This is a genomic window from Actinoplanes nipponensis (genome assembly GCF_016862275.1).
GTDB lineage: Bacteria > Actinomycetota > Actinomycetes > Mycobacteriales > Micromonosporaceae > Actinoplanes > Actinoplanes nipponensis.
Window position 1 is genome coordinate 109,493 of record NZ_BOMQ01000045.1, and the last position, 26,922, is coordinate 136,414.

The 26,922-nt window shown below is 72.4% G+C and carries 26 protein-coding genes; 8 read left to right on the forward strand and 18 right to left on the reverse strand.

Going from position 1 to position 26,922, the window contains the following annotated elements; genetic code table 11:
* Positions 1 to 321: 321 nt before the first annotated feature.
* Positions 322 to 921, forward strand: coding sequence for a TetR family transcriptional regulator (locus Ani05nite_RS18635; RefSeq protein WP_203769944.1), 600 nt, complete (start codon positions 322 to 324; stop codon positions 919 to 921).
* A gap of 49 nt (positions 922 to 970) precedes the next feature.
* On the opposite strand, the gene Ani05nite_RS18640 is transcribed toward Ani05nite_RS18635, so the two are convergent.
* The 5 genes from Ani05nite_RS18640 to rsmA all read right to left on the reverse strand — a co-directional run bounded on the left by Ani05nite_RS18640 (position 971) and on the right by rsmA (position 5,762).
* On the reverse strand, positions 971 to 1,453 hold the full coding sequence (locus tag Ani05nite_RS18640) for a DUF4383 domain-containing protein (RefSeq protein ID WP_377880673.1): 483 nt from the start codon (positions 1,451 to 1,453) through the stop codon (positions 971 to 973).
* Positions 1,454 to 1,539: 86 nt separating this feature from the next.
* Complete coding sequence (locus Ani05nite_RS18645) at positions 1,540 to 3,339, reverse strand: ABC-F family ATP-binding cassette domain-containing protein (RefSeq protein ID WP_203769864.1); 1,800 nt, start codon at positions 3,337 to 3,339, stop codon at positions 1,540 to 1,542.
* A gap of 7 nt (positions 3,340 to 3,346) precedes the next feature.
* Entirely contained in the window at positions 3,347 to 4,294 is a 948-nt protein-coding gene (locus Ani05nite_RS18650; RefSeq protein ID WP_203769866.1) for a 4-(cytidine 5'-diphospho)-2-C-methyl-D-erythritol kinase, read from the reverse strand.
* Complete coding sequence (locus Ani05nite_RS18655) at positions 4,291 to 4,866, reverse strand: Uma2 family endonuclease (protein ID WP_203769868.1); 576 nt, start codon at positions 4,864 to 4,866, stop codon at positions 4,291 to 4,293. Before Ani05nite_RS18655 ends, Ani05nite_RS18650 begins: the two co-directional genes overlap by 4 nt.
* Complete coding sequence (rsmA, locus tag Ani05nite_RS18660) at positions 4,863 to 5,762, reverse strand: 16S rRNA (adenine(1518)-N(6)/adenine(1519)-N(6))-dimethyltransferase RsmA (protein ID WP_203769870.1); 900 nt, start codon at positions 5,760 to 5,762, stop codon at positions 4,863 to 4,865. Before rsmA ends, Ani05nite_RS18655 begins: the two co-directional genes overlap by 4 nt.
* An 82-nt stretch (positions 5,763 to 5,844) precedes the next feature.
* On the opposite strand from rsmA, the gene Ani05nite_RS18665 reads away from it, so the two are divergent.
* Positions 5,845 to 6,264 (forward strand): hypothetical protein, encoded by a 420-nt coding sequence (locus Ani05nite_RS18665; protein ID WP_203769872.1) that lies wholly within the window; start codon positions 5,845 to 5,847, stop codon positions 6,262 to 6,264.
* Between the two features lie 7 nt (positions 6,265 to 6,271).
* Here Ani05nite_RS18665 and Ani05nite_RS18670 read toward each other — a convergent pair whose 3' ends face one another.
* Positions 6,272 to 7,165, reverse strand: a complete 894-nt coding sequence (locus Ani05nite_RS18670) for a TatD family hydrolase (protein WP_203769874.1) — start codon at positions 7,163 to 7,165, stop codon at positions 6,272 to 6,274.
* 77 nt (positions 7,166 to 7,242) lie between these two features.
* Between Ani05nite_RS18670 and Ani05nite_RS18675 the strand changes: the two genes are divergently transcribed.
* Positions 7,243 to 8,277 carry a hypothetical protein gene (locus Ani05nite_RS18675; RefSeq protein WP_203769876.1) on the forward strand — a complete coding sequence of 345 codons (1,035 nt, stop codon included), beginning with the start codon at positions 7,243 to 7,245 and terminating at the stop codon, positions 8,275 to 8,277.
* Positions 8,278 to 8,316: 39 nt separating this feature from the next.
* On the opposite strand, the gene Ani05nite_RS18680 is transcribed toward Ani05nite_RS18675, so the two are convergent.
* Together Ani05nite_RS18680 and metG are read right to left on the reverse strand one after the other, a co-directional pair.
* On the reverse strand, positions 8,317 to 9,570 hold the full coding sequence (locus Ani05nite_RS18680) for a hypothetical protein (protein WP_203769878.1): 1,254 nt from the start codon (positions 9,568 to 9,570) through the stop codon (positions 8,317 to 8,319).
* 158 nt (positions 9,571 to 9,728) lie between these two features.
* A complete protein-coding gene (metG, locus tag Ani05nite_RS18685; RefSeq protein WP_203769880.1) occupies positions 9,729 to 11,513 on the reverse strand; it encodes a methionine--tRNA ligase in 1,785 nt (594 codons plus the stop codon).
* A 120-nt stretch (positions 11,514 to 11,633) separates the two neighbouring features.
* Between metG and Ani05nite_RS18690 the strand changes: the two genes are divergently transcribed.
* Positions 11,634 to 12,971 carry a hypothetical protein gene (locus Ani05nite_RS18690; protein WP_203769882.1) on the forward strand — a complete coding sequence of 446 codons (1,338 nt, stop codon included), beginning with the start codon at positions 11,634 to 11,636 and terminating at the stop codon, positions 12,969 to 12,971.
* Here Ani05nite_RS18690 and rsmI read toward each other — a convergent pair.
* Positions 12,965 to 13,816 carry a 16S rRNA (cytidine(1402)-2'-O)-methyltransferase gene (gene rsmI, locus Ani05nite_RS18695; protein ID WP_203769884.1) on the reverse strand — a complete coding sequence of 284 codons (852 nt, stop codon included), beginning with the start codon at positions 13,814 to 13,816 and terminating at the stop codon, positions 12,965 to 12,967. The genes Ani05nite_RS18690 and rsmI overlap by 7 nt on opposite strands.
* Before the next feature lie 16 nt (positions 13,817 to 13,832).
* Here rsmI and Ani05nite_RS18700 point away from each other — a divergent pair, with 16 nt between their 5' ends.
* The 3 genes from Ani05nite_RS18700 to Ani05nite_RS18710 all read left to right on the forward strand — a co-directional run bounded on the left by Ani05nite_RS18700 (position 13,833) and on the right by Ani05nite_RS18710 (position 19,327).
* Positions 13,833 to 15,479, forward strand: coding sequence for a dolichyl-phosphate-mannose--protein mannosyltransferase (locus Ani05nite_RS18700; protein WP_203769886.1), 1,647 nt, complete (start codon positions 13,833 to 13,835; stop codon positions 15,477 to 15,479).
* Between the two features lie 573 nt (positions 15,480 to 16,052).
* On the forward strand, positions 16,053 to 16,892 hold the full coding sequence (locus Ani05nite_RS18705; protein ID WP_203769888.1) for a hypothetical protein: 840 nt from the start codon (positions 16,053 to 16,055) through the stop codon (positions 16,890 to 16,892).
* Positions 16,889 to 19,327: a bifunctional polysaccharide deacetylase/glycosyltransferase family 2 protein gene (locus Ani05nite_RS18710; protein ID WP_203769890.1), complete on the forward strand. Its 2,439-nt coding sequence runs from the start codon at positions 16,889 to 16,891 to the stop codon at positions 19,325 to 19,327. The genes Ani05nite_RS18705 and Ani05nite_RS18710 overlap by 4 nt, the downstream gene beginning before the upstream one ends.
* Positions 19,328 to 19,425: 98 nt before the next feature.
* Here Ani05nite_RS18710 and Ani05nite_RS18715 read toward each other — a convergent pair whose 3' ends face one another.
* From Ani05nite_RS18715 to Ani05nite_RS18750, 8 genes are all read right to left on the reverse strand, one after another.
* On the reverse strand, positions 19,426 to 20,649 hold the full coding sequence (locus Ani05nite_RS18715) for a GAF domain-containing sensor histidine kinase (RefSeq protein ID WP_203769892.1): 1,224 nt from the start codon (positions 20,647 to 20,649) through the stop codon (positions 19,426 to 19,428).
* A gap of 367 nt (positions 20,650 to 21,016) precedes the next feature.
* Positions 21,017 to 21,382, reverse strand: coding sequence for a VOC family protein (locus Ani05nite_RS18720; protein ID WP_203769894.1), 366 nt, complete (start codon positions 21,380 to 21,382; stop codon positions 21,017 to 21,019).
* A 77-nt stretch (positions 21,383 to 21,459) separates the two neighbouring features.
* Positions 21,460 to 22,221 (reverse strand): phosphodiesterase, encoded by a 762-nt coding sequence (locus Ani05nite_RS18725; protein ID WP_203769896.1) that lies wholly within the window; start codon positions 22,219 to 22,221, stop codon positions 21,460 to 21,462.
* A 78-nt stretch (positions 22,222 to 22,299) separates the two neighbouring features.
* Positions 22,300 to 22,689, reverse strand: coding sequence for a VOC family protein (locus tag Ani05nite_RS18730; protein ID WP_203769898.1), 390 nt, complete (start codon positions 22,687 to 22,689; stop codon positions 22,300 to 22,302).
* A 55-nt stretch (positions 22,690 to 22,744) separates the two neighbouring features.
* Positions 22,745 to 23,302: a hypothetical protein gene (locus Ani05nite_RS18735; protein ID WP_203769900.1), complete on the reverse strand. Its 558-nt coding sequence runs from the start codon at positions 23,300 to 23,302 to the stop codon at positions 22,745 to 22,747.
* Positions 23,303 to 23,332: 30 nt separating this feature from the next.
* Positions 23,333 to 23,569, reverse strand: coding sequence for a hypothetical protein (locus Ani05nite_RS18740; protein WP_203769902.1), 237 nt, complete (start codon positions 23,567 to 23,569; stop codon positions 23,333 to 23,335).
* Positions 23,570 to 23,597: 28 nt separating this feature from the next.
* Complete coding sequence (locus Ani05nite_RS18745; RefSeq protein ID WP_203769904.1) at positions 23,598 to 23,900, reverse strand: GNAT family N-acetyltransferase; 303 nt, start codon at positions 23,898 to 23,900, stop codon at positions 23,598 to 23,600.
* A gap of 443 nt (positions 23,901 to 24,343) precedes the next feature.
* Complete coding sequence (locus Ani05nite_RS18750) at positions 24,344 to 24,643, reverse strand: hypothetical protein (RefSeq protein WP_203769906.1); 300 nt, start codon at positions 24,641 to 24,643, stop codon at positions 24,344 to 24,346.
* A gap of 4 nt (positions 24,644 to 24,647) precedes the next feature.
* On the opposite strand from Ani05nite_RS18750, the gene Ani05nite_RS18755 reads away from it, so the two are divergent.
* The gene (locus Ani05nite_RS18755) at positions 24,648 to 25,691 is read left to right on the forward strand and encodes a PxKF domain-containing protein (protein ID WP_203769908.1); all 1,044 of its coding nucleotides are present in this window, start codon (positions 24,648 to 24,650) and stop codon (positions 25,689 to 25,691) included.
* A gap of 24 nt (positions 25,692 to 25,715) precedes the next feature.
* Here the strand turns inward: Ani05nite_RS18755 and Ani05nite_RS18760 are convergent, their stop codons facing one another.
* Complete coding sequence (locus tag Ani05nite_RS18760) at positions 25,716 to 26,897, reverse strand: hypothetical protein (RefSeq protein WP_203769910.1); 1,182 nt, start codon at positions 26,895 to 26,897, stop codon at positions 25,716 to 25,718.
* Positions 26,898 to 26,922 lie beyond the last annotated feature (25 nt).

The following is a 26,922-nucleotide window of genomic DNA, read 5'->3' on the forward strand; positions in this document are numbered from 1 at the left end:
GTGTCACGGCTGACGCCGAAGTGTTCTCTGAGCCGGTCCAGCGACATCCGGCTTCCGGCCCGCAGACGCCGGGCTTCCCCGGCACGGGGGTCTTCCCCATACGTGGTATGCATGTCGATGACTCTACTAGTCGCTGGACCAGTAGTCTCGTGACAATAAAGAGGCGCCTGTCACGGTCACGCGGGACCGCCGGGACTTTCGTCGCCCTGGCAGGATGGCCGGGTGACAGACCACAGCGAACCGGGCTCCGAGCCGCGCACCCGGCGGTCCCGGCCGCCGCGTACGGTCGCGGCGGCGGGCAAGGGCGCCGCCCGGGTTCGCATGCCGGCCGCCCAGCGCCGCGAACAGCTCATCGCGATCGGCCGTCAGCTGTTCGCCGAGCGCGGCTTCGAGGCCACCTCGGTGGAGGAGGTGGCGGCCCGGGCGAAGGTGTCCAAGCCGGTGGTCTACGAGCACTTCGGCGGCAAGGAGGGCCTGTACGCCGTGGTGGTCGACCGGGAGGTGCGCGCGCTGTTGGAGCGCATCGCCGCCGGGCTGACGGCGGGGCATCCGCGGGAGTTGCTGGAGCAGGCGGCGCTGGCGTTGCTGGATTACATCGAGCAGGAGCCGCACGGCTTCCAGGTGCTGGTGCGGGAGTCGCCGCTGTTGTCGGCGGGCGGCAATTTCTCCAGCGTGATGAACGACGTGGCCCATCAGGTGGAGCACATCCTGGCCGCCGAGTTCCGTTCGCGCGGTCTGGAGCCGAAGCTGGCGGAGCTGTATTCGCAGGCGCTGGTGGGGATGGTGGCGCTGGTGGGCCAGTGGTGGCGGGAGGCGCGCAAGCCGAAGAAGGAGACGGTGGCCGCGCATCTGGTGAATCTGGCCTGGAACGGGCTGTCGCATCTGGAGTCGAAGCCGACGCTGTTGACCCGGGCCAAGTGACGCGGAACGCCCCCGGCGGGTGGCCGGGGGCGTTGGCGGTGCGGTGGGGTCAGGCGTTCTGGGCCTGGCGTTCGCGGGCCTGCCGGGGCGCGCCGGTCTGCTCGGACGGGCCGACCTTGCTGTAGTACGCGGCCATGATCAGCACCAGGCCGATGAGGTAGGTGACGACCACCGTGGAGACGCTGAAGTCGAGGAAGTTGGCGTCGGTGCGGATCGCCGCCAGCTCGTAGCTGCCGACCACCAGCAGGCCCCAGCCGAAGTACTTGTCGACGACGGTGTCGGAGTTGCGGCCCAGCACCGTGGCGACGAGCACGATCGCGCCGATCAGCACCGTGACGATGGACCAGAAGAGGTTGGTCCCCTGGCCGAGGACGCGCTCGTCGCTGTCGCCGAACAGGCCGTCGCCGGCGGTCGTGATCGCGCCGAGGATGCCGAACAGCACCAGGTAGATCCCCGTCAGCGCGCCCAGGGCGCGGTAGAGCGGCCGCAGCGGGTGGTTGACCGGGTTGTGCGCCATGGTGTCCGTCTCCAACGTCGGGTGGTGTCGTAGCGATTCTCGCGCATCGCCGGGGGCCGCGCAGGGGCACCCCCGGATCAACGGACTCGGGTGGTGGTGGCTCAGCTCTCGGGGACCTGCTCGGCGAGTTCGAGCCAGGCTTCCTCGACCTGGCCGCGTTCCTCCTGGACGGCCTTGAGCTGGGCGTCCAGCTCCATGAGCTTGTCGTAGTCGTTGCCGTGCGCGGCCAGGCTCTCGTTGATCCGCAGGATGCGCTCGTCGAGCTTGGCGACCTGGCGTTCGAGCCGGGACAGGTCCTTGCGGGCGGCGCGCAGCTCGGCGGCCGACATGCCGGTGGCCGGGGCCTTGCCGCCGCCGCCGGTGGTGAGTTCGCCGGGCGGGGCGGCCGGGTTGCCGGCGCGGGCGAGGTATTCGTCGATGCCGCCGGGCAGGTGCACCAGGCGGCCGTCGCCGAACATCCCGTAGGCCGTGTCGGTCACGCGTTCGACCAGGTAGCGGTCGTGGCTGGCGACGACCATGGTGCCGGGCCAGGAGTCGAGCAGGTCTTCCAGCGACGCCAGCGTGTCGGTGTCGAGGTCGTTGGTGGGTTCGTCGAGCAGCAGCACGTTGGGTTCGGTGGCGAGCAGCCGCAGCAGCTGCAGGCGGCGCCGTTCGCCGCCGGACAGGTCGCTGACCGGGGTCCAGATGCGCTTGTCGGTGAAGCCGAAGACCTCGGCGAGCTGGCCGGCGGTGAGTTCGCGGTCGCCGAGTTTGACCCGTCGGGCGACCTCTTCGACCGCCTCGAGCAGCCGCAGGTGCCCGGGCAGCTCCTTGAGCTCCTGGGACAGGAAGGCGGCCCGCACGGTGGAGCCGGTGACCAGGCGCCCGCCGTCGGGGCGGGTGATGCCGGCGAGCAGCCGCAGCAGGGTGGTCTTGCCGGCGCCGTTGGCGCCGAGGACGGCGATCCGGTCGCCGGGGCCGACCTGCCAGGTGAGGTCGGCCAGGATGGGCTTGGGGCCGGCGTGCAGGGTCACGTTCTCGAGGTCGTAGACCTGCTTGCCGAGCCGGGTGGTGGCCAGCCGCTGGAGGCTCACCTGGTCGCGGACCGGCGGCACGTCGGCGATGAGCGCGTTGGCGGCGTCGATGCGGAACTGCGGCTTGGAGGTGCGGGCCGGCGGTCCGCGGCGCAGCCAGGCGATCTCCTTGCGGAGCAGGTTCTGCCGGCGGGACTCGACGGCGGCGGCGACGCGCAGCCGTTCGGCCCGGGACAGGGTCCAGGCGGCGTAGCCGCCCTCGTAGGCGAAGACCTGTTCGTCGACGACTTCCCAGGTGGCGGTGCAGACGGCGTCGAGGAACCAGCGGTCGTGGGTGACCACGACGAGCGAGCCGCGGCGGCCCAGCAGGTAGCGGGCCAGCCAGTCGACGCCGGCCACGTCGAGGTGGTTGGTGGGCTCGTCGAGGATGAGCAGGTCGGACTCGCGGACCAGCAGGGCGGCCAGCGCGACCCGGCGGCGCTCGCCGCCGGACATCGGGCCGACGGTAGTTTCCAGGCCCAGGTGGCCCATGCCGAGCCCGGTGAGGATGGCCCGGACGCCGGCGTCGCCGGCCCATTCGTGCTCGGCGCCCATGCCCTCGTCGAGCCAGGCGGTGCCCAGCACGACATCGCGGACGGTCGCCTCGGGGGCGAGCGTCAGCGTCTGCGGAAGGGCGGCGACGCGCAGGTCACGGCGGTGGGTGACCCGGCCGGAGTCCGGTTCCTCGAGCTTGGCGAGCAGGCGCAGGAGGGTGGACTTGCCGGCCCCGTTGAGGCCGACGATGCCCACCCGGGCGTCGTCGTCCAGTCCCAGCGATACGTCGGTTAGCAGCTGACCGGCGGCTCCGTAGCCCTTGTTCACCCGGTCCAGATTGATGATGTTGGCCACGATGGGTCTAGGTTACCCGGGCTCCCGGCATCGGTCCCCGCGCGGTGACCGCGGCGCGGCACACCTGGGCCCGGTCGAGGCCGGCTGCCACCCGTTCGGCGTGGGCGCCGTCGGTGGCCAGGAACACACAGGTGGGTCCGGAGCCGGAGACGATGCCGGCGACCGCGCCCGCGTCGTAGCCGGCCTTGAGCACGTCGGCCAGGGCCGGGCGCAGCGACAGGGCGGCCGGTTGCAGGTCGTTGGCGAGGGCGGCGCCGAGCACCTCGGGCCGGCGTTGGCGCAGCGCGCCCATCAGCTCGTCCGCGCTCTCCAGGGCGGTGGGCGGCCAGGGGCTGTCGCGCAGCCGGTCCAGCTCGCGGTAGACCTCGGGGGTGGACAGGCCGCCGTCGGCGATGGCGATGACCCAGTGCCAGGTGGTGGGCCGGGCCAGGATGGGGCTGACCGTCTCGCCGTGGCCGGTGCCGAGGGCGGTGCCGCCGTGCAGCAGGAACGGAATGTCGGAGCCGAGCTCGGCGCCGATCTCGGCCAGTTCGTCCTTGCTGTAGCCGGTGCCCCAGAGCAGGTCGCAGGCGAGCAGGGTGGCGGCCGCGTCGGCGCTGCCGCCGGCCAGGCCGCCGGCGAGCGGGATCGATTTGCGCAGGTGCAGCCGGGCGTAGGCGGGCACCCGGGCCTTGGCGGCGAGGGCGCGGGCGGCCCGCATGATCAGGTTGCTGTCGTCGAGGGCCAGTTCGCCCGCGCCCTCGCCCTCCATGGTCAGCGCGAGGGTGTCGCCGGGGCGGGCGGTCAGCTCGTCGAAGAGGCTGATCGCGTGGTAGACGGTGTTGAGCTCGTGGAAGCCGTCCGCGCGCAGGGGGCCGACGCCCAGGTGCAAATTGATCTTGGCGGGCACCCGGACCTTCACCGGACCGGGATACCGGCGGGGCTTGTCGTCGTCGGGCCCCCACGCCTCCGTCACGGAGTGATGTCCGAGATCGGCAGCCGGATCTCGAACGGCGCCGTCAGCACCAGCTCGTCGGCCGAGTCGGCGACCAGCTGATAGCTGCCGTCGACCAGGTCGTAGGCGTAGACGTGCACCGGGTTCTGCTCGATGCGCCAGTAGTGCGGGATGCCGGCTGCGGCGTATTCGGCCGGCTTCTCCAGCCGATCGCGCCGCCTGGTGCCCGGCGAAACGACTTCCACGGCCAGGGTCACCTGCTCGACGACCGAGTAGTGCCTCGATCCCGACACATCCGCGTCGACCAGAAGGACATCCGGCTCGAAGGTGTTGTCCAGCGACACGGCCACGCCGGTCGCCTGGCTCGCCCTGTACTCCCGGGGAGCATGCTGACGCAACCACAACCACAACAGACTGCAGATGTCCTGGTGGTCGTAGGTCGGTGAGGGAACCACGATCATTACTCCGTCGCGAAGCTCGACGCGGGGGGCGTCATCAGGCAGGCACAACACGTCTTCGATCGTGGCGGCCGCCAGCCGCTGCCTGATCGGGTCCGGGGTCCACATGACGTGGCCCGTGGGTTCCGCCGTCATAGGTCCACCTCCTCGTGCCGCCGGCCGGACGCGCTGAGCTTACCGCCGTACCCGGGACCGGTGGCGGCGGCCGCGATCGCGGCGAACTGTCCCACGGTGAGCGACTCGCCGCGGGCCTGCGGGCTCACCCCGGCGGTGACCAGCACCTGCTCCGCCCGGTCGGCACCGCCGGCCCAGCCGGCCAGCGCCGCCCGCAGGGTCTTGCGGCGCTGGGCGAAGGCCGCGTCGACCACCTGGAAGACGGCGCGCCGGTCGGCGCCGGCGGGCGGGGTGCGGGCGGCGAACGCGACCAGGCCCGAGTCCACGTTCGGGACCGGCCAGAACACCGCGGGCGGGACCTTGCCGGCGGCGCGCGCCTCGGCGTACCAGGCGAGCTTGACCGACGGGACGCCGTACACCTTCGAGCCGGGGCCGGCGACCAGCCGGTCGGCGACCTCCTTCTGCACCATCACCAGGCCGCCGCGCAGCGACGGCAGCTCGGCCAGCAGGTGCAGCACCACCGGCACGGCGACGTTGTACGGCAGGTTGGCCACCAGCATCGTCGGCGCCGGGGCGAGCTCGCCCGCCCGGACCCGCAGCGCGTCGGCGTGGTGCACGGTCAGTTTGCCGACGTCGGCGCGCTCGGCCACGGTCGCCGGCAGCGCCGCGGCCAGCACCGGATCGAGCTCGACGGCGTGCACGTGCGCGGCCGCCCCGAGCAGCCCCAGGGTCAGCGAGCCCAGCCCCGGTCCCACCTCGCAGACCACGTCGTCGCTGGTCAGGGCGGCCGCGGCGACGATGCGGCGGACGGTGTTGGGGTCGTGCACGAAGTTCTGGCCGAGCTTCTTGGTCGGCGCGACGCCGAGGCGCGCGGCCAGCTCCCGGATCTCCGCCGGGCCGAGCAGTGCGTCCGCCATGAGGTGAGAGCCTACGGCCGCGACGGGGTGACCGGGCCGCACGGGGCAGCGGTGACCGGCCCGGACACGGTAGAACGAGGTCATGACGGAGCTGCTCGAGCTGCGCGGGGTGGTGGAAGCCGCCCCGGACGAGGTCGCCGGGGTGCTGCTCGACGCCCGTCCGGGCGGGCGCTCGCCGCTGGCCGCGACCGGCTCGGCGGTCCCGTCGCGCGGCGACGAGTTCACGGTGGTGCTCGAAGGCAGCACCATGCGGGTGACGCTGGACCGGGCCGCGCGCTCGGTCACCCAGCAGGGTGAGTGGTGGTATCGCGGCGTCACCAGCGTCGAGCCGGACGAGCGGGGCTCGCTGGTGCTGTACCGCATCTTCAACGTGGCGCCGGGGCACCGCTGGGCGGTCCGGTTCGTCTCCCGGGGGCCGCTCGCGGCGGCGCCCACGGCGTTCGCGAAGCTGCTCGGCGGCCTGGGCGAGCAGCTCGACTGCGCGGCGTACCCGCTGGGTTGAGCGGGCGTCAGCGCCAGGGCCCGAAGACCCGCTCGCCGGTGGCGGAGACGGCCGCGCAGAGCGCGTCCAGGTCGGCGCCGGTGGCCTCGGCGAGCGCGCGCATGGTGAGCGGGATCAGGTACGAGGCGTTGGGCCTGCCCCGGTACGGCACCGGCGTCAGGTACGGCGCGTCCGTCTCGACCAGCATCTGCTCCGGCGGGGTGAGCGCCGCCGCGGCGCGCAGGGGCCCGGCGCTGGCGAAGGTGACCGTCCCGGCGAAGCTGAGCAGGTAGCCCCGCCGGACGCACTCGGCGGCGAAGTCGGCGTCGCCGGAGAAGCAGTGCAGCACGACCACGTCCGGGGCGCCCTCCTCGTCCAGCACCCGCAGCACGTCGGCATGGGCCTCGCGGTCGTGGATGATCAGTGGCTTCGCGTGCCGCTTGGCGATCGCGATGTGGGCCCGGAAGCTGAGCTCCTGCGCGGCGCGGCCCTCCGGCCCGGTCCGGAACGTGTCCAGGCCGGTCTCGCCGAGGCCGCGGACCCGGGGCCGGGCGGCGAGCGCCTCGATCCGGCGCAGCGTCTCGTCCAGATCGGACAGCCGGGGCGCCTCGTTCGGGTGCAGGGCCACGGCGGCGAGCACGGACGGGTGCCGCTCGGCCAGCTCGGCGCCCCACTGCGAGGACGCCACGTCGACGCCCACCTGCAGCAGCCGGTCCACGCCGGACTTGGCCGCGGCGTCGATGAGGGCCTCGACCGGGTCGCCGGTGGCGCCGCCGGGCACCCCCGCCTCGTGGACGGTGATGTCGAGATGGGTGTGGCTGTCGAAGACCGGCACGGCGAGCGGCTCCGGCGCGGGCGGGAACTCCCCGGCCCGCCGGGCGGCCCGGGCCTTGCGCGATTCGGTCGGCTGAGAACTGTTCATCGCTGTCCAGGATCACACAGCACGACGGGTAACCCGGTGTTCATTGTCCGTACACCCGCCGGGCATAGCTTGGCCCGGTGACCGTGACCGGTGAGAACGCCGACGTCGGCACCGACCCGCTCGAACCGCCGCTGCTGGCTCCGCTGCGCCGCGAGCTGACCTGGGATCGGGTGCAGTCGATGGCCCAGTCCGCCGGGCACCGCGACGACGAGGTGCTGCACCGCATCCGGGCGACCGCCGCCGTCCGGCGGGGCACCAGGATGACCAAGGTGCTCTCGGCCGCGCAGCTCGCCGGTCATCTCGCCGGCTGGCTGCCGTACGGCTTCTGCTACCGCTCCTGCGACGTGGCCCACCTGCGGCTGCCGTCGGAGCTGGCGCTGTTGCGCACCGACGGCGCCGGGGACACGGCGGTGGCGTACGCGCTGCGCTGGCGCGCGGTCGACCCGAGCGACTACGAGATCCCGATGGGCGCGGCGCAGAGCGGCCTGTGCGCGTTGCCGGCCCACTCCCGGATCGGCCCGATGGTGCTGGGCACCGGTTTCACCCCCAGCACCGACGACCTGATCCCCGAGTTCGTCACGGCGGGCTTCGCCGACCTGCCGCTGCCGGCGAACGCGCAGCTGCTGGCCTACCCGGGCACCGGCGACGAGGTGGTGCTGTACACGTACCAGCCGGAGCAGCACGGCTGGCTGCGGCTGGCCGGGCCGCGCTGGCGGCACCTGCTGGAGGGGCTGCCCGGGGTCAGCCCGGACCGCGAATACGTGCCGTGCACCGACGCCGGCTCGGCCCGCCTGGTCGGCCGGATCAAGGAGCACGAGTACGAGGCCGTGGCCGATCCGCCGGAGGAGTTCCGGGTCCGGGCGCTGACCCGCGCCGCCCGCTATCCGGTGACGACGCTGAGCCGCCGGGCGGAGCAGGCGCTGTGGCGGACGGTGCCCTGTTGGGTGCTGCAACGCGACGACAGCTGGGCGCGGCTGCGCCTGGTGCGGCCGGACGCGGACTCGGTCGCCGCGGTGGGCGCGCGCTGTTACGAGCGCGGCGTCTACGAGGTGTGGGCGCCGGTGCGGGAGCTGACCGACCATCACGTCGCCGAGCTGCCGTACCGGCTCTGAGCGGGACCGGCGGACCGGTCCCGCCCAGCTCGGGCCGCGTCAGCTACGGGTGATCTTCACCTTGACGGTGGTGTACTTGCCCCAGTTGCCGGCGATGTCCTGAGTGGCCGCGTCGACCCACAGGGTGCCCTTGGCGACGCCCTTGAGCCGCAGGCTCCAGGCGCCCTTCTTGGTCTTCACGTAGTGCGGCACGCAGTACTTGTCGGCCTGGGCGTCGGTGGTGACGCGCTTCCACGTGTTGTTCGCGCTGTAGCAGTAGAACTTGTTGCCGGTCAGGCGGGAGGCGTAGACGGCGACGCGGTACACGCCGGCGCCCTTGTCCTTGGCCGTGCCGGTGGCGTACTTCCAGGACTTGATCCGGTTGCTGTTCTTCGGCTTCTTGATCGTGGTGGTGGGCCGCCAGGTGTCCGGCTTCACCGTGATCTTGCCCATCACGATGGCCGAGGAGGCGCCGTACTTGTTGTGGAACGTCGCCCGCGGCGTGATCGTGCCCTTGATGCCGCCGCCGTTCTTACGGGCCAGGTAGTAGATGCGGGTGCTCTGGTTCTTGCCGGTCAGCTCCGACACCCAGCCGTCGCCCTGATCGAAGACGATCTTCGTGGTGCCGTTCGGGACCTTGGAGAACGTGACCGTGATGGGCTCGTGCCACCAGACGGTGGTCTTGCTGAAAGCGAACGCGCCGGGCGTCGTGACGGTGACCGCGGAGGTCTTCGTGCTGCTGTTGCCGGCGGCGTCCAGGTAGGTCACCGTGACGGTGAACTTGCCGTTGGCGGTGTACCTGTGGGCGTACGTCGCCGTGCCGGGCGCCAGGGTGGTCGAGGTGCCGTCGCCCCAGGCCGCCACGCGGGTGACCTGCTCCGGGGAGCTGGTGTCGTCGGTGACCGCGCCCTGGGTGAGGCTGACCGACTGGCCGATCCACAGCGCCGCGGCGTTCAGCGAGAACGTGCCGGCCGGGGCGGTCGTGTCGGCCGGGTCCGGGACGGGGTCGGGGACCGGGTCGGTGGTCGCGGTCGGGACCGGGTCGGTCGTCTGGGTGGGCTCCGGGACGGTGGTGTCCGTCGGCTCGGGGACGGTGGTGTCCGTCGGCTCCGGGACCGGCGTGGCCGTCGGCTCCGGGTCGCCCGTCGGCGTCGGGTCCGGCGTCGGCTCGTCCAACAGCGACACCGCCTCCGGCGGCAGCGTGTGCGTGACGCCCGGGTCGGCCGACGCGGGGGTGGCGGCCAGGCCGCCGCCCGCCAGCAGCGCACCACTGACGACGACGGCCAGCAGCGGGCGCTTCAGACGTGGGTTCATCAAGCTCCTTCGAGGGGTTAACCACAGGAAGAAGCCGCGCGGACACGGTCCCGCCCTCAGGACGGAACCGTATCGATGAAACGCTGGCGTATCCCCCGTGGTGCGCGCTGAAGGTACCCGATGACCACGAGGTTGATCAATCCGCTTTCCGGCGGCGTTCAGGAGCCGAGGCGCTCCAGCTCCTCCTCGATCACCGAGGGGTCGAGCTTGCGGAAGACCGGCTTCGGCGCGGCCAGCGGCGTGCCGGCCGCCAGCGGCACCGACTCCCAGCGGGCGCCCACTGTGTAGTCGCCGGTCAGCACCGGGTAGCCCGGGCCGCCGTCGAGGTCGTCGACCTCCACGATGGACGGCATCGGCGCGTGCACGCCGGCGCCGCCGAGCAGCTCGTGCACCTTCTGCGCCGAGTGCGGCAGGAACGGCGTCAGCAACGTGTTGAGGTCGCTGATGGCCTGCAGCGCGGTGGCCAGGATCGTGCCCATCCGCGGCTTGGTGGCCTCGTCCTTGAGCTTCCACGGCGCCTGGTCGGACAGGTACTTGTTCGCCTCGGCGACCAGCCGCATGGCCTCGCCGATCGCGGCCTTCTGGCGGTGCTTGCCGATCAGCTCGCCGACGCTGGTGAAGCCGGCGCGGATCGCCGCCAGCAGCGCCTCGTCCTCGGCGGTGGGCTCGGCCGCCGGCGGCACCGCGCCGAAGTTCTTGGCGGCCATCGAGATCGACCGGTTGACCAGGTTGCCCCAGCCCGCGACCAGCTCGTCGTTGTTGCGCCGGACGAACTCGGCCCAGGTGAAGTCGGTGTCGTTGGACTCCGGCCCGGCCGCCGCGATGAAGTACCGCAGCGCGTCGGCGTCGTAGCGCTCCAGGAAGTCGCGGACGTAGATGACCACCTTGCGCGACGAGGAGAACTTGCGGCCCTCCATCGTCAGGTACTCGCTGGAGACCACCTCGGTGGGCAGGTTCAGCGCGCCCAGCGAGCCCGGCTCGCCGCCCTTGTCGCCGGCGCCGGAGTAGCCGAGCAGCAGCGACGGCCAGATCACCGAGTGGAAGACGATGTTGTCCTTGCCCATGAAGTAGTAACCGCGCGCGTCGCCGTCCTGCCACCACCGGCGCCACGCCTCCGGGTCGCCGGAGCGGCGGGCCCACTCGATGGAGGCGGACAGGTAGCCGATGACCGCGTCGAACCAGACGTAGATGCGCTTGTCCGAGCGGTCCCGCCAGCCCTCCAGCGGGATCGGCACGCCCCACTCCAGGTCCCGGGTGATCGCCCGGGGCTGCAGGTCCTCCAGCAGATTGCGGGAGAACTTGAGCACGTTGGGGCGCCAGCCGTCGCGCGCGTCGAGCCACTTGCCCAGCGCCTCGGCGAACGCCGGCAGGTCGAGGAAGAAGTGCTCGGTCTCGACGAACTCGGGGACCTCACCGTTGATCTTCGAGCGCGGGTTGATGAGCTGCTCCGGGTCGAGCTGGTTGCCGCAGTTGTCGCACTGGTCGCCCCGGGCGCTGCCGTAACCGCAGATGGGGCACGTGCCCTCGATGTAGCGGTCGGGCAGCGTGCGGCCGGTCGACGGAGACTTCGCCCCGAGCGTGGTCTTGGCGATGATGTAGCCGTTGTCGTACAGGCCGGAGAAGAGCTCCTGCACCACGGCGTAGTGGTTGCCGGTGGTGGTCCGGGTGAACAGGTCGTACGACAGGCCGAGGCCGTGCAGGTCCTCGACGATCACCCGGTTGTAGCGGTCGGCGAGCTCGCGGGGCGTCACGCCGTCCGCGTCGGCCTGGACCTGGATCGGGGTGCCGTGCTCGTCGGTGCCCGAGACCATGAGCACGTCGTGGCCGGACATCCGCATGTACCGGCTGAAAACGTCGGAGGGCACTCCGAAGCCGGAGACATGACCGATGTGGCGCGGGCCGTTGGCGTAGGGCCAGGCGACCGCGGCGAGAACGTGACTCATGGGTACCCAGCGTAGTGACCTCGGGTTCCGGCCCGCGAACGGCCGGCGGTCGGCCCTTTTTGTCCCGACACGCCCTACATCTCCCTGATCGCCGCGGGTACCCGTAGTCCAATGGGAGCCATGACGGGTGACGCGCCACAGCCTGGGGAAACACCGCGCGACGACGGCACCCCGTGGTCGCCCGCGGACCCCACCTCACCCTGGTGGCCCGCCGGGACGCCGGACGCCGGCGCCGATCGTCCCCGTGACCCGCACCGGCGGGCCGCCACCGGCGCCGCGGCCGCGACGCCGACCCTCGACCCGCCGCAGCCGGCCCGGCACAGCAGCGAGGCCGCCCGAGCCCACCGGGCGGGCGCCGAGCACGTCGCCGCCGCCCTCACCGGCGAGCCGGCCCCGAGCACGCGTACCGCCGAGCCGGCGCCGCCCGGGCCGGCACAGACCCGGCCCGCGCCGACCCTGCCGGCGAAGACCCTGCTCGACAGCGAGCCGGGGCAGGCGCCGCCCGCCGAGCACGACCACGACCGGGTGGACGCCGAGCGGTTCAACACCCGGGGCACGGGCACCGTCTACGCCGCCCGCGCCCGGCCGGCGGCCGAGCCCGGACGCGTACCCGGAACCGGCGCCGAGCCCGACGCCGGCCCGGCCGAACCGGCCCGCGCCGAGGCCGACCCCGACGTGATGGTCCTGCCCGAGCCGGACCGCACCCGCCCGACCGTGGCCCTGGACCGCCCCGTGCCGGGCCAGCCGCCCTCCGGTTTGTCCCGGTTGGGCCGCGCCCGCGACAGCGCCCGCGCCGACCGCGCCCTGCAGGACCGGGTCCGCCAGGAGCGCGCCGCCGCGCTGCTGGAGACCTCGCCGTTCTGGAAGGCCGAGGAGGAACGCCGCGCCGGCTCGGCGCTCGCCGCCGAGACCCGCGAGCTGACCGCCCCGGTCCGGCGACGCGCGCGCCGCCGGGCGCCCGAGCCGCGCCGGCCCGCCGCCGGCCTGCTCGGCCTGCTCGCCCTCGGGCTGATCGCCGCGTTCTTCGCCTGGGTCAGCGCCGAGCCGTTCTGGCTCGCCGTCGGGCACGGGGACCGGGGCTCCGCGACGGTCGCCCGGTGCACCGGATCGGGCGTCACCCAGCGCTGCACCGGCCGGTTCATCGCCGCGGACGGCGGGTACCAGGTGGACCGGCTGGCGCTGTTCGGCGTCGAGGCGGGCCAGCGCGCGCCCGGGACCAGCTCGCCGGCCCGGATGGTGAGCAGCCAGAGCCGTCAGGCGTACGTCGGCAGCACGGGCGTGCTGGTGCACCTGCGCTGGGCGCTGAGCTTCATCCTGGTGCTGCTGTGCGGACTGGGCATCGCCGTGCTGACCGGCGCCCGGCGGCTGGAGACGGTCCGGGCCCGGCGCGGGGCGCTGCTGCTCAGCCTGGCGGGACCGCTGGCCCTGCTGGCCGGGTTCCTCACCGTCACCTACTGAGCGGTGTGCACCAGTGCGTACACCTCGCGCTTGCGCAGGCCGTACGCCTCCGCCACGGCCTGGATCGCGTCCCGCCGTGAGTCGCCGGCGGCCTCGCGCTCGGCGACCGCCGCGCGCAGGTCCTCGTCGGCCGGCCGCTCGGCCGGCCCGGCGGGCGCGCCCGCGACCACCACGGTGATCTCGCCCCGCGGCTGGGCCTCGGCCGACCAGGCCGCCAGCTCGCCCAGCGGGCCGCGGCGGACCTCCTCGTAGGTCTTGGTCAGCTCCCGGCAGACCGCCGCCTCCCGACCGGGGCCGAAGGTCGCCGCCAGGTCGCTCAGCGACGCGGTGATCCGGTGCGGCGCCTCGAAGAAGACCAGCGTGCGCGGCTCGGCGGCGAGCTCGCGCAGCCGGGACCGCCGGCCCGCGCCGGCCCGCGGCAGGAAACCCTCGAAGCAGAACCGGTCGCTGGGCAGCCCGGAGAGCGCCAGGGCGGTGGTCACGGCGCTGGGCCCGGGCGCGGCGGTGACCGGGAACCCGGCGTCCAGCGCGGCGCGGACCAGGCGGTACCCGGGGTCGGACACGCTCGGCATGCCGCCGTCGGTGACGACGGCGACGACCGCGCCGGCCCGCAGGGCCTCGACCAGATCGGGGGTACGGCGCTCCTCGTTGCCCTCGAAGTACGACACGATCCGCCCGGCCACGGTGACCTCCAGGTCCCGGGCCAGGCGCAGCAGCCGCCGGGTGTCCTCGGCGGCGATCACGTCCGCGCCGGCCAGCACCTCACGCAGCCGGGCGGACGCGTCGCCGACGTTGCCCAGCGGCGCGCCGACCAGGACGACCCGGCCTGTAGGTGTCTCCGCCACCCGGGAAGTCCATCACATGAAGACGCGCGGGCTCCCGGCGCCATGGGCTTGTCCCGCAGCCTACGATCGCGGGGTGACTTCGGCGACAGCTGAGACAGAGCTCGGCAGAGACGTCCCCCCGGACGAGCCACCGGACGCCACGGCGGCCACCGGCGCCACCGGCGTGCCCGACGCGGTACGCCGCCGGCTGGCGACGCTCGACAACTGGTGGAACCCGCACTCGTGGCTGGTCACCGGGGTGATCGTGGGCATCGCCGCGATCCTGCGCCTGGTCGGGCTGACCCGGCCCAAGGGCTACATCTTCGACGAGGTGTACTACCCGACCGACGCCTGGGACATGCTGCAGCACGGGGTCGAGTGGGACGAGAAGACCAACGGGCCCGCGTACGTGGTGCACCCGCCGCTGGGCAAGTGGCTGATCGCGTTCGGCGAGAAGGCGTTCGGCAACAACGAGCTGGGCTGGCGGATCTCAGGCGCGATCGCCGGCATCCTGATGATCCTGATCCTGATCCGGGTGGCCTACCGGCTCTTCCACTCGATCGTGCTGGCCGGCATCGCGGGCCTGCTGATGACGCTGGACGGCTTCCAGCTGGTGCTGTCCCGCACGTCGCTGCTGGACATCTTCCTCGGGCTGTTCATCCTGGCCACCTTCGCGGCGCTGGTGCTGGACCGCGACCACTACCGCCGGCGCTGGCTGCGGGCCCTGGAACGCGGTCACGACCCGGCGGCCGGCCGCCGGCTGCCGCGCATCTTCCCCGGGTGGCTGCTCACCGCCGGGGTGCTGTTCGGGCTCGCCTGCGGGGTGAAGTGGAGCGCGCTGTTCTTCGCGCCCTTCTTCGCCCTGCTGGTCGTCGTGTGGCGCGCCCAGGCCCGGCGCTCGGCCGGGGTACGCCGGCCGCTGCTGGCCGGCCTGCCCGGCGACCTGGGCTACCTGCTCCTCAGCTTCGTGCTGACGTTCGTCTTCTACCTGGCCAGCTGGATCGGGTGGTTCGCCACCGACACCGGCTACTTCCGCCACTACCGCGAGGCGAACGGGCTGAGCGAGCCGCCGGTGCTCGGCGCGCTGCTCAACCTGCTGCACTACCACTCCGAGGCGTACAACTTCCACAGCGGCCTGACCGACCGCCACGTGTACCAGTCGTGGCCCTGGCAGTGGCTGCTGCTGGGCCGCCCGGTGGCGTTCTACTGGAACGGCAACGGCAACTGCGGGGCGCCGAGCTGCGCCGCCGAGATCCTGCTGCTGGGCACGCCCATCCTGTGGTGGTCGTTCCTGCCGGCGCTGGCCGCGCTGGTCTGGTTCGGCATCGCCCGGCGCGACTGGCGGGCGTTCGCCATCGGCACGGGCGTGGTGGCGGGGCTGCTGCCGTGGTTCTACTTCGCGATCGCCGACGGGCGCACGATGTTCGCCTTCTACGTGCTGCCGGCGCTGCCGTTCCTGATCCTCGCCGTCGTCTACGTGCTGGGGGCCATCATGACGCCACCGACCGGGACGGCGTCGGGTTCGGAGCGTACGGACCGCCAGCTGGTCGGCACCGTGGTGGCCGGCGTGTACGTCCTGCTGGTCGCGCTCTGCTTCGCCTACTTCCATCCGATCTTCGTCGGCCAGCTGATCCCCTACACCGACTGGTCGGCGCGGATGTGGCTGGGCGGGCGCTGGATCTGATCCGGAACGCGAAAACGCCCGTCGCTCGAAGGAGCGGCGGGCGTTTGCCGGAAGTAGGTGCGCGCCCCGATCGCCTGCCACGGGGGAAGCGGGCGATAGAGGCGCGCATGGAGAAGCTTAACGACACCCGATGACGGACACAACGGGTGGAGTGCCTCAGTTGCCGGAAAGTTGCCGTCGATCGTCATCGGACCGTGACCAGGCGCGTACGTCGTGTCCCGCGTGAGCAAAAAGGACATAACGCTATATTGGTTTTAATGCCGCTTATTGCTTGGCGAATGCCATTCGGATAAAGGCGTGTCCGACAGTCGTCAATGCGACAACAATTCGTCGGCGGAAACGGCGTAACCTTTGCCCTCGACGGCACGGGGCGCAGGTCAGCGACGGCTCGAGAATTGCCGAGCACACCGTGGCCGGCAGGTCAAACGTGAGCGATCACCGTTTCGGCTGATTCCGGTCCCACCTTCGGTGGTCATCAGATCCGGTGACGCCCGACAAGATCGCCGTGGATGTTCTTAAGCTCGCCGCGTGACATTGCCGGAGCCCCAAAACCCGCCAATCGCCGACGTCGACGTGCCTGACACCGAGGTGATCGTCGTCGCGCATCCCTCGCCGGTGTTCGTCGACTCGACCGGCCGCCGCAGCCGCCTGCTGCGCCGGGTCGCGTACGGCTTCGGCGCCCTCTGCATGGTCTACGGGGGACTCGTCAGCGTCAGCCTGGCCGGCGGACCGGTCAGCTCGAGCGCCGTGCTGCCCCTGCCGGACCTCGCGGACGGCCGCGACACCGAGGACGACCTCGTCGTGGCCCGGCCGAGCCCGATCCCCGAGCCGGTCGCCACCCGGACCGGCAGCCGGCCCGTCCTGGAGGTCTTCCCCAAGCGCGGCGCGCCGGTCACCCGACCCCGCGACGACCGGGCCGTCACGCGCACCACCGCGGGGCCCCGGCCGGCCCGCACCCCGGCGCCACGGGCCACGACGAGGAAGCCCTCGGTGTCACCGACCCCGGCCAAGCCGCTCGAGTCGTCGACCACCAGGCCCACGACGCCGGACGGCAGCGCCAGCCCCAGCCAGACGACCGTGCCGGTGCCGCCCGCACCGCCCGGCGTCCCGGGCACGGGCGGCCAGGCGGGCGGCGGCGCCACCGGCGGCACCACGACCAGCGGCAGCACGACCAGCGGCGGCACGACCGGTAGCGGCACGACCGGTAGCGGCACGACCGGTGGCGGCAGCGGCGGGCAGGGCGGCGGCTCGGCCGACGAGGCGCCGGACCAGCGGGACGACCCGGCGCCGCCGGCCCCACCGGCCGTCACCGTCCCGGTCAAGCCCGCCGCCACCACCGCGTCCCGACCCGCCGCCGACCCGGAGCCGCCGGCCGAGCCGGCGCCGGAACCCGCCGACGAGGCCGCTGCATGACCCGCCCGCCGGCCCGTCGCAACCGCAACCGCAGCCGCTCCCGGCGCCGCCTGCTGCCCCGCCCCCGGGTCCTGCTCGGCACCCTGCTGATCAGCCTGTTCCTCGGCGTCCTGGTGGTGCAGGCCTACATCAACGCCGAGTTCACCGGCGACCACCTCGAGTCCGAGGTCGGTGACCAGGCCGGCGTGCCGGCCGCGATCCGCGGCGGCGGGCCGATCATCAACACCACCGGCGGCCAGGAGAGCTCCACCCGGCTGCCCGCCCGCACCATCGCGCTGACCTTCGACGACGGCCCCGACCCCGAGTGGACGCCGAAGGTCCTCCAGGTGCTCCGGGAGAACGGCGCGCACGGCACGTTCTTCGTCGTCGGCTCCGAGGTCGCCCGCCACCCCGAGCTGACCCGGAAGATCACCGCGGACGGCAACGAGGTGGGCCTGCACACGTTCACCCACCCGAACATGCAGCGGCTGGCGCCCTGGCGGCGCACCTTCGAGCTGTCACAGACCCAGGTCGCCATCGCGCGCGCCGCCGACGTGCACACCAACCTGGTGCGGTTCCCGTACTCGTCCAAGCCGCAGGCCATCGACGAGGAGAACTGGAAGATCGTCAAGCAGGCCGGGCAGCAGGGCTACCTGGTCGTGGTCAACGACCTGGACAGCGAGGACTGGCAGCGGCCCGGCGTCGCGCAGATCCTCCGCAACGCCACCCCGCCCGGCGACACCTCCGCGGTCATCCTGTTCCACGACGCGGGCGGCGACCGCTCCCAGACCCTCGCGGCGCTGAAGGTCTTCATCCCGATGATGAAGGCGCGCGGCTACCGGTTCACCACGGTCACCGAGGGCCTCAACCTGTCCATCACGGACCAGGAGCGCGACGGCCGGACCGCGACGGTGCCGCTGCTGCCGGTCAACCCCGGGGCGAGCGGCACCGACCGGCTGCGCGGGACGGGCTTGCTGTGGACGGTACGGCTGGCCGACGGCCTGGTCTGGGCGCTGGCCGGGCTGTTCCTGGTGGTGGGGCTGCTGACCGTCGCGCGTACGGTCCTGCTGCTGGTGCTGGCCACCCGACACGCCCGGCAGCGCCGCCGGCGCGGCTGGTCCTGGGGCCCGCCGGTCACCGAACCGGTCTCGATCATCGTGCCCGCCTACAACGAGAAGGCGGGCATCGAGGCCGCCGTCCGCTCGCTGGCCGGCGGCGACTACCCCGACATCGAGGTGGTGGTCGTCGACGACGGCTCCACCGACGGCACCGCCGCGATCGTCGAACGGATGGCGCTGCCCAACGTGCGGGTCATCCGGGTGCCCAACGGCGGCAAGGCGAACGCCCTCAACACCGGGATCGCGCTGGCCCGGCACGACATCATCGTCACCGTCGACGGCGACACCATCTTCGAGCCCGACTCGATCCGGATGCTGGTGCAGCCGTTCGCCAGCCCGGCGGTCGGCGCGGTGGCCGGCAACGTCAAGGTCGGCAACCGCCAGACGCTGGTCGCGGCCTGGCAGCACATCGAGTACGTGATCGGCTTCAACCTCGACCGCCGCCTGTACGAGGTGCTCAACTGCATGCCGACCGTGCCCGGCGCGATCGGCGCGTTCCGCCGCGCGGCGCTGGCCGAGGTGGGCGGGATCAGCGACGAGACGCTGGCCGAGGACACCGACGTGACGATGGCGCTGTGCCGGGCCGGCTGGCGCGTGGTCTACGAGGAGCGGGCCCGGGCCTGGACCGAGGCGCCGGCGACGCTCGAACAGCTGTACCGCCAGCGGTACCGGTGGAGCTACGGGACCATGCAGGCGATGTGGAAGCACCGCAAGGCGCTGACCGACTCCGGCGACTCGGGCCGCTTCGGCCGGGTCGGGCTGCCGTTCCTGGCCCTGTTCGGGGTGGCGCTGCCGCTGCTGGCCCCCGTCGTCGACATCATGCTGCTGTACGGGCTGGTGTTCTGGGAGCTGAGCGCGACGATGATCGCGTGGGGCCTGATGCTGGCCCTGCAGCTGTTCACCGCGGCCGTGGCGTTCCGCTTCGACCACGAGTCGCTACGCCCGCTGTGGCGCCTGCCGCTGCAGCAGTTCGCGTACCGGCAGCTGATGTACCTGGTCCTGATCCAGTCCGCGGTGACCGCCATGACCGGCGCCCGGCTGCGCTGGCACAAACTGCACCGCGCCGGGCTCACCGGCGCGCGCGACCTGACCGCGGAGGCCCCGATGATTCCCTCGACCCCACCCGGCGTACCCGGCCAGAGCGTCGCGCCGGCCGTCGACACCTGGCCGCCGGTGCTGGGCCGGCTGAGCGGGCCCGGGCACCCCGCGGCGGGCCGGGCCACGGCCCGCCCGCCGGTGCCGGCCCAGGCGCCGCCGCCGGACGAGACCCACGACCTGCCGTCAGCCGGCTCGCCCCCGGGCGGCGGTTCCGGCCCCGTGGTTACCCGCGGGGCATGAGAAAAAGGGGTCCCGCACCCGCCCGAACTGCAGCCGGGCGGGTGCGGGACCCCCGTCGTTCCGTCCGGGCGCCGCCCGCGCCCGGGTGGCGTCTCCGCTCAGGTGGCGACCAGCTCGCGTTCGGCGAACGGGAACACGACGTGCAGGGACGTGCCGTCGCCCGGGCGGTCGGAGAGCGCCACCGTCGCGTGGTGGGCGTCAAGAACCCGTTTGGCGACGGCGAGGCCCTGGTCCGGGCCGTGGATGACGGTCGGGTTGGCGATCGCGCCGTAGTACAGGTGCGGGAACAGGTCGGGGCGCATCCCGTCCGGCATGTCCATGTCGTCGAGCCGGACCGTCGGGCCGGACTCGATGTCGGTGCCGACCCGGACCCGGCCGCCGGCCGGCGTGTACTTCACGGCCGCGAACAGCAGGTGCATGAGGACCTGCTCCAGCCGTACGGGATCAGCGATGATCGGCAGCGACGGCCCGCCGGCCTGGTTGAGGATCCAGATCTGCTTGGTGGCCGCGATCGGCCGGACCGCCTCCACCGCGCGCTGGGTCAGCCGGGTCAGGTCGATCTGGCGCATGTGCAGGCTGTCCGCCCCGCTCCCGACCTCCGACATGGAGCCGAGGTGCTCCAGCAGGTCGCGGAACCCGCGAACGTGCGCGGCGGTGGCCCGGCCGACCAGATCGGCCAGCTCCGCGTCGTGGTGGCCGGTGTTGCCGAGGTCCGCCAGGTACGACTTCATCAGCCGCAGCGGCGCCCGCAGCTCCCCGCCGACCAGCCCGGCCAGCTCGTCCTTGCGGCGCTCCAGCTCCTGCAGGCGGGCGGTGGTGTTGGCCAGCGCGCTCGCGTACCGGCGCAGCTCGAGCTGGGAGGTGACCTGCCGGGCCAGCGCCCGCAGCGCCTGCACCTGCTCGACGTCGAGCCGGCGCGGCCGGGAGTCCATGACGCAGAGCGTGCCGAGCGCGAACCCGTCGCTCGTGATCAGCGGCGCCCCCGCGTAGAACCGGATCCCCCGCTGCGACCCGACCGCCGGGTGGTCGGCGAACCGCGGATCCGCACTGGCGTCGGGCACGACCAGCACATCCTTGCCGAGGATGGCGTGCCCGCAGAACGACAGGTCGCGCGGGGTCTCAGTGAGATCGGTGCCGATGCTGGCCTTGAACCACTGGCGGTCGATATCGATGAGGCCGACCAGCGCCAGCGGCACGTCGCAGACGGTCGAGGCGAGCTTGACGATGTCGTCGAAGTCGGCCTCGGGCTCGGTGTCGAGCACGTGCAGTTCGTAGAGGGCGGCAAGCCGGTCGGCTTCGTTGCTGGGCAGGGGTGCGGGCATGACTGTCACCTCCTGGAGACACTCCAGGAATACCACCCGAAAGTAGCGATGCGCCCTTTTTGCCAGCTTCCGCCCTGGCCAGAGCGGGCGGGCCGGTCACGCCGAGCTGCTCGTCGGACCGCGGACCGCACTCCGGGCAGCGCCAGACCGCGCCGCCGTGCGCAGCGCCCGGCGTTTGCGGCCGCCCGTCGCCGGTCCGGGCCGGCAATAGGGCCGCCAGACCGCAGCCCGAGCATCGCGCCCGGCGCCCACGCCTCACCGCCCAGCCCCCGCCAACTCCGGCCCCGCCCGCAACCGGCGCCCGCAACCGCCCCGGCCCCGCCGGACAGCGCTCGGAGCAGAGCCCGGCCCCCGCGCCCGCCAGCCGTCAGGCCGGCCGGTGGCAGACCGCCTCGATGTTGTTGCCGTCGGCGTCGAAGGCGAACGCCCCGTAGTAGTTCTCGTGATACTGCGGCCGCAGGCCCGGCGGCCCGTTGTCGACCCCGCCGGAATGCAGCGCCGCGGCGTGGAACGCGTCGACCGCGGCCCGGTCGGGCGCGGAGAAGGCGACGTGCACGCGGTGTGACGGCTCCCGCAGCGCCAGCCAGAAGAACAGCCGGCCCTCGTCGTCGCCGAAGCCGACCATCTCGGGCTCCTGCACCAGGACCTTGACCCCGAGCGGACGCAGGGCGTTCTCGTAGAAGTGCCGGCTCTCATCGAGGTGGTGCACCCCGAGGACAACATGGTCGATCATGGTCAGCCCCTCTCCCAGCCCATGTAGACCGTATCCCCGGGGTACGACATTCTTTGATCTCGTGCGCCGAGCGGCCGTCAGTATGCGCCGAGCAGAGCAGCGGCGTGACTGACCTGCACGGTGTGGGTCACGCAGTCATCACCGTCGATCATGTGCAGCAGGAAGCCGGTGGGCTCGGCCAGGTAGCCGGGCGGCGCCTCCGAGTTGAGCAGCAGGCCGGTCTGCCGCCACAGGCTGGGCGCGACGGTCAGCACGGTGCCGGCGAAGGACGCGGTGACGGGCCGGTGCACGTGCCCGGCCATCACCCGGGCGACGTGCGGATGCGCGGCGACGACCTCCCGCAACGCCGCGCCGTCGAGCAACCGCATGCCGTCGAGGAACGGGATGCCGACCGGCATCGGCGGATGATGCAGGCCCAACAGGGCGGGTACGTCCGGCCGGCGCCGCAGCACCTGGTCCAGCCAGGAGAGTTGCGCGGCGCCGAGGCGGCCGGCGGGCGATCCCTCCACCAGCGAGTCCAGCGCGACCAGGGTGAAGCCGGGATATTCGACCGCGTAGTGCGCCTCGCCGCCGAAGACCTCGAGCATCGGCCGGCGGCAGTCGTGGTTGCCGGTCATCAGGTGCAGCGGCAGCGGGAAGTCGCCGATGATCTCGCGCAGCGCGGTGTACTCGTCGGGCCGGCCGTGGTCGGTGAGGTCCCCGGTGATGACGACACAGTCGGGCCGGGGATCGAGCCCCAGCACGCGGGCCAGGGCCAGCTGCAGTCCGGCGGCGGGCCCGGCCCCGAGCGGCCCGGTGGTGATGTGCGAGTCGCTGAGCTGAGCGATGAAGGTCGTCATGCGCTCATGATCCAGCGCGGCACCGGCCGGGCAACCGAACGGTCGTAACCCCTACACCGTCGGAAAACGGACGGGCGGTCAGGCGCTCGTATCGACGTACAGGCAGAACGGGTGACCGGCCGGATCGAGCATCACCCGTACCGTGTCCTGGGGCTGAAAGGCCGCCTCGGTCGCGCCCGCCGCGACCGCCGCGGCCACCGCGGGCGCCAGGCGCGGCACCTCGATGTCGAGGTGCATCTGCATCTGCTGGGCCCCCGGCTCGTTGGGCCAGGTCGGCGGCACGTAGTCGGCGGACCGTTGAAAGGCGAGGTATTCGACGTGGCTGCCCATGGGCGCCACCCCGACGAAGTCCGGCTCCTCCTTGACGATCTGCCACTCCATCAGCGCGGCGTAGAACTGGGCGAGCGCGAGCGGATCGGAGGTCTCGAGCACCACGCCCCAGAAATGCGATGAGTTCCGTCCCAGCATCCGTGCAGTGTGCCACCGCCCCGGCCCGGCGCGCGGTACCCGCCCGGCGGTGCGTTCACCGGCGCCGCAGATGCCGCGGCCGGACCGCCCGGATGTCGCGCCACGACCCGCGGGGCCCGTCCTCGCCGGGGCCGAAGCGCCATTGGTGACTGCCGGCCACGGCGATCACCAGGGCGAAACCGGCTCCGATGCCGACGGTGCCGGTCCCCGCGGCCAGCCAGAGGCCGGTCGATGTGCCGATGAGCTCGGTGTCCTGCACCGAGAAGGTGGTGGGGTCGGTGACCTCGGCGCAGAGCGGCACGTCCAGGCCGGCGCGCGGTCGCGGTCCGGAGTAGTGCAGACGGGCGACGTACGACTCGGCGCCGACGACGTACGAGACGGTCGCCGAGCGGCCCGGCTTGAGCCAGCTCAGGGAACTGACCGCCAGGATCCGCGCGGAGACGCAGACGCCGTGTCGTTGCAGCCGGTCCGCCGTCCGGGTGGTGGCGACGGTGATCCAGAGGCCGGCCAGCAGGAGCAGCAGGCCCCCGAGCAGGAGAGCCACCTCGACGGGGCCGAAGCGCAGGGCCCGGCCCAGCGCGAACCGGGGTGCCGGGGCCGATCGCCGTGCCACCACGCGCCTCCGAGAGAGGGTCAACCCCCATCATCGGACGCGGCGGGCGGGGGTGCGGCCGGTTCCAGCATTCCGGCGGTCTCCGGCCCGAGCGCATGCAGGTACGGCCACCCGGGGGTTCCGGCCGGTGGCGATCCCGCTCAGGCGCACCTCGAGGAACGGCTGGCAGGCGAGCCACACGCGGCCGTACACCGTGCCCCATTCGGCCAGGAAGTCGGCTCGGTCGATGTAGCCCTTGGCCACGTACATGCCGGCGACGTCGAGCATCGCGATCGCGCGATTGACCCAGCCGCCTCTATTTGATCTTGCGCGTGGAGCGGGCCACGAGGTTCTCGTACTCGGGGTGCCGGTCCAGCCATCCACTCAGGAAGGGGCAGATGGGCACGACCGTCCGGCCCTTGCCGCGGGCGTCCTCCATGGCCGCCCGGGCCAGGGCCGATCCCACGCCCCGGCCCTCGAACTCCGGCTCGACCTTGGTGTGGGTGTAGGCGATGATCGTGCCGGTCAGCTGGTAGGTCAGCACGCCGGCCAAGGCGTTCGTCTCGTCGTGCGCCTCGAGACGGTCGCGCTCGGGCGCGTCGGTCACCGTGAACGTCATTCCGGTATCCAAGCACAACGCCGGCCGTCACCCGTTGCGGGTCCGCCGCGGGTACCGCCGCGCGCGTCATTAGTTATCCCGTCGTGCACGACAAAGCGGCCCCCCGGCGAAAACGTGCGGTATTGCGCCTGATTGTTGCGCCGGCCGTCGCTTTCCCCGCAAGCTTTCCGTTGTCGGCAGGGAATGGTTCGGCCGCCCCGCCGCAGCCCTCCCCCATCGCCCTGAAGCAGCAGTTCAGCCCGGCGCTGAGCCGGGCCGACGCGGGCAACAAAGAAAGGCTTCACCTTGCGGAACCGAAATCGGGCGATCACCGCCCTCGCATTGTTGCCCCTGGGCATCCTGCCCGCGACAGCGGCATTCGCCGACAATGTCACGAGCACGGTCGACGCGGTGGCGAAAACGATGCCGCTGACCGTCGGCGGCCCCGCCGGAAATACCTCGCTCTACGTCACCCCGGTGAACGGCGACGGAAAGAAGGGCTGCAATCTGACGGGCAGCACAACGCTGACGCTTTCGGTCGTCTCCAGCGCTACCTCCGTAGCCACCGTCAGTCCTTCCTTGGTGACCTTCAGCAGTTGCGCCGAGACCAAACTGCTCACCGTGACACCGGTGGCGCCCGGCAGTTCGCAGATCAGCGTGGCAGAGACGGCCAACACCACGGAAGGCACCTTCTCGCTGGCTCCGGCGGCGTTCAAGGTCACGGTCACCTCGCCGCCGAACGAGGCGCCCACGGTGGCGGTCACGGGCGTGACCAGCGGTGCGAGCTACGTCAAGGGTTCGGTTCCCGCGGCCGGCTGCGCCGCGAGTGACGCCGAGGACCACCCCAACCCGTTCGCGGCGACCCTGAGCGCGGTCACCGGGCCGAACGCCGAGGACGGCATCGGGACGCAGACCGCGAGCTGCACCTACACCGACGCCGGTGGGCTCACGGTGGCCGGCTCGGAGACGTACTCGATCTACGACGAGACCCCGCCGATCATCGGTCGCGTGGTCGGCCCGACCGCGCCGAACGGGCTCAACGGCTGGTACACCGGCGACGTGCCACTGGACTGGACGGTCGACGAGTCGGAGTCCCCGCACTCGCTCGTCAACACCGGCTGCGTGGACCAGTCCATCACCACGGACCAGGCCGACACGACGTACTCGTGCTCCGCGACCAGCGCCGGCGGCTCGGCCGCCCAGCAGGACGTCCACATCAAGCGGGACGCGACCGCACCGTCCGACGTGGCGTTCGTCGCCGGCCCGGCCGACGGCGGCCTGTACTTCCCGAACACCGTGCCGATCGCCGGCACCTGCACGGCGACCGACGCGACCTCCGGGCTGGACGACTGTGTGGTGTCCGAGCGCTCCACAGCAGTGGGCGACCAGACGATCACCGCCACCGCCACCGACAAGGCCGGCAACTCGGCGAAGGCAACCGCCGCCTACACGGTCCGCAAGCTCACCCCGAGCGGCTTCTACCAGCCGGTCGACATGGGCGGCGTGCTCAACACCGTGAAGGGCGGGTCGACCGTGCCGCTGAAGTTCCGCGTGTACGACCGCGGCGTGGAGGTCAAGTCGACTGCGATCGTGAGCTCCGTTAAGCAGACACTGGTGCCGTGCACCACCGCGGCCCCCGAGGACGCGATCGAGGAGATCGTCAGCGCGACCGCCTCGGGCCTGCGCTACGACACCACCGCCGGCCAGTTCGTGCAGAACTGGAAGGCCCCCACCGGGGCAGGCACCTGCTACAAGGTCACCCTGACCACTGCGGACGACTCCACCATCGCCGCCACCTTCAAGCTGAAGTAGGGCAGTGGCAGTGGCCGCCGGGCCTCAAACCCGGCGGCCACTGGTCGTGTCGGCGCGTCCCCGGCGGGGCGCCGACCTGCGCCCGGGCGACGGCAGCGTGGCTTGGATCTCCTGCCGGATGGTGTCCAATGCCTGCGTGACGTGCACCTGGACGGTGCGCCAGGCGTGGGTGAAGTCGATGATCGGGTAGGTCAGGCCCAGTTCGGGCAGCGCCATGGCGGCGTCGGTCGCCGCGTCGAAGTGCTGTCCGGCGTTGCGGATATGGGTGGCGCTGCGCAGCGTGGCCAGGGCGGGCTCGACCCGGGCGACGCTCTCCGCCGGCAGGTGGTCGCGCAGGAAGACGCGTAGCCGGTGCAGGCTGCCCTGGTGGTCGTTGCCCGGCGGGTCGAACCCCTTGAACATCTCGCCCAGGGCGCTGAGCCGGTTGTCGAACTCCTCGGCCGTGGTCGCATCGAACGCCAGCCGGGCGGACCGTTCCACGCTGGGAATGATGAGCAGATTGGCGCGGAACCGCAGCTGCCAGACCACGTTCAGGTAGTCGAGCGCGGTGACCAGGTTCAGCGGCGAGACGACGACGGGCGCAGCGGCCGGGGCCGCCGGGAGGATGAACGCCCGCAGCCGGCGCAGATAGTCGTCAACGCCGTCGACGGCCCGGAAGCGGCGCACGAATGAGCTGGCTCTGGGCGTCCAGTCACCCGAGTCCAGGTTTCCGCCGCCGTGCCAGGTGGCGGGCTCGCCGCCGATGAGGTCCGGCAGGATCCCGGCCAAGGGGTGGGTGTCGAGGCCAAGCTCCCGGAGCAGTTCTCCGCCCGAGACGGTCACCTCGATGACCCGATGGGGGTCGTACGCCGCGTCAGCGCGCCTGGTGGCCAGTTCGTTGAGCACCGCCAGGAACATGCCGACCAGTTCGGCGTGCTCCGGCAGGTGCGCGAGGCCGGCGACAGTGAGCTTGACGGGCGTCTCCGGCGAGGTGCTGTGTCCGCGTCGCACCAACGAGTAGTTCAGATGACCGTGGACGATGGACGGCATCGAGCGCAGCACCGCGTCCGCGTCAAAACCGGCATCGTCCAGGCGTGCTTCGACGTACTGGAAGACCGGCCACCGGCCGGACTCGGCGAGGACTTCGCCCACGATCCGTAGCAGGGTGATCTGTTCGGCGCTGACGGTGGTCAGCAGCGGGTCGGCATAGCCGGTGTCGCTCGTCATGGCCATCTCTCCAGATGCAGTCCAG

Bases quoted from the DNA above. Each gene is read 5' to 3' on its own strand.
- Ani05nite_RS18725 (WP_203769896.1), bottom strand. From the start codon at position 22,221: ATGACGACCTTCATCGCTCAGCTCAGCGACTCGCACATCACCACCGGG.
- Ani05nite_RS18635 (WP_203769944.1), top strand. From the start codon at position 322: ATGCCGGCCGCCCAGCGCCGCGAACAGCTCATCGCGATCGGCCGTCAG.
- Ani05nite_RS18665 (WP_203769872.1), top strand. From the start codon at position 5,845: ATGACGGAGCTGCTCGAGCTGCGCGGGGTGGTGGAAGCCGCCCCGGAC.
- Ani05nite_RS18760 (WP_203769910.1), bottom strand. From the start codon at position 26,897: ATGACGAGCGACACCGGCTATGCCGACCCGCTGCTGACCACCGTCAGC.
- Ani05nite_RS18655 (WP_203769868.1), bottom strand. From the start codon at position 4,866: ATGACGGCGGAACCCACGGGCCACGTCATGTGGACCCCGGACCCGATC.
- Ani05nite_RS18730 (WP_203769898.1), bottom strand. From the start codon at position 22,689: ATGCTGGGACGGAACTCATCGCATTTCTGGGGCGTGGTGCTCGAGACC.
- Ani05nite_RS18700 (WP_203769886.1), top strand. From the start codon at position 13,833: ATGAAGACGCGCGGGCTCCCGGCGCCATGGGCTTGTCCCGCAGCCTAC.
- Ani05nite_RS18720 (WP_203769894.1), bottom strand. From the start codon at position 21,382: ATGATCGACCATGTTGTCCTCGGGGTGCACCACCTCGATGAGAGCCGG.
- Ani05nite_RS18690 (WP_203769882.1), top strand. From the start codon at position 11,634: ATGACGGGTGACGCGCCACAGCCTGGGGAAACACCGCGCGACGACGGC.
- Ani05nite_RS18710 (WP_203769890.1), top strand. From the start codon at position 16,889: ATGACCCGCCCGCCGGCCCGTCGCAACCGCAACCGCAGCCGCTCCCGG.
- Ani05nite_RS18715 (WP_203769892.1), bottom strand. From the start codon at position 20,649: ATGCCCGCACCCCTGCCCAGCAACGAAGCCGACCGGCTTGCCGCCCTC.
- Ani05nite_RS18670 (WP_203769874.1), bottom strand. From the start codon at position 7,165: ATGAACAGTTCTCAGCCGACCGAATCGCGCAAGGCCCGGGCCGCCCGG.
- rsmA (WP_203769870.1), bottom strand. From the start codon at position 5,762: ATGGCGGACGCACTGCTCGGCCCGGCGGAGATCCGGGAGCTGGCCGCG.
- Ani05nite_RS18680 (WP_203769878.1), bottom strand. From the start codon at position 9,570: ATGAACCCACGTCTGAAGCGCCCGCTGCTGGCCGTCGTCGTCAGTGGT.
- metG (WP_203769880.1), bottom strand. From the start codon at position 11,513: ATGAGTCACGTTCTCGCCGCGGTCGCCTGGCCCTACGCCAACGGCCCG.
- Ani05nite_RS18740 (WP_203769902.1), bottom strand. From the start codon at position 23,569: ATGCTCGACGTCGCCGGCATGTACGTGGCCAAGGGCTACATCGACCGA.
- Ani05nite_RS18745 (WP_203769904.1), bottom strand. From the start codon at position 23,900: ATGACGTTCACGGTGACCGACGCGCCCGAGCGCGACCGTCTCGAGGCG.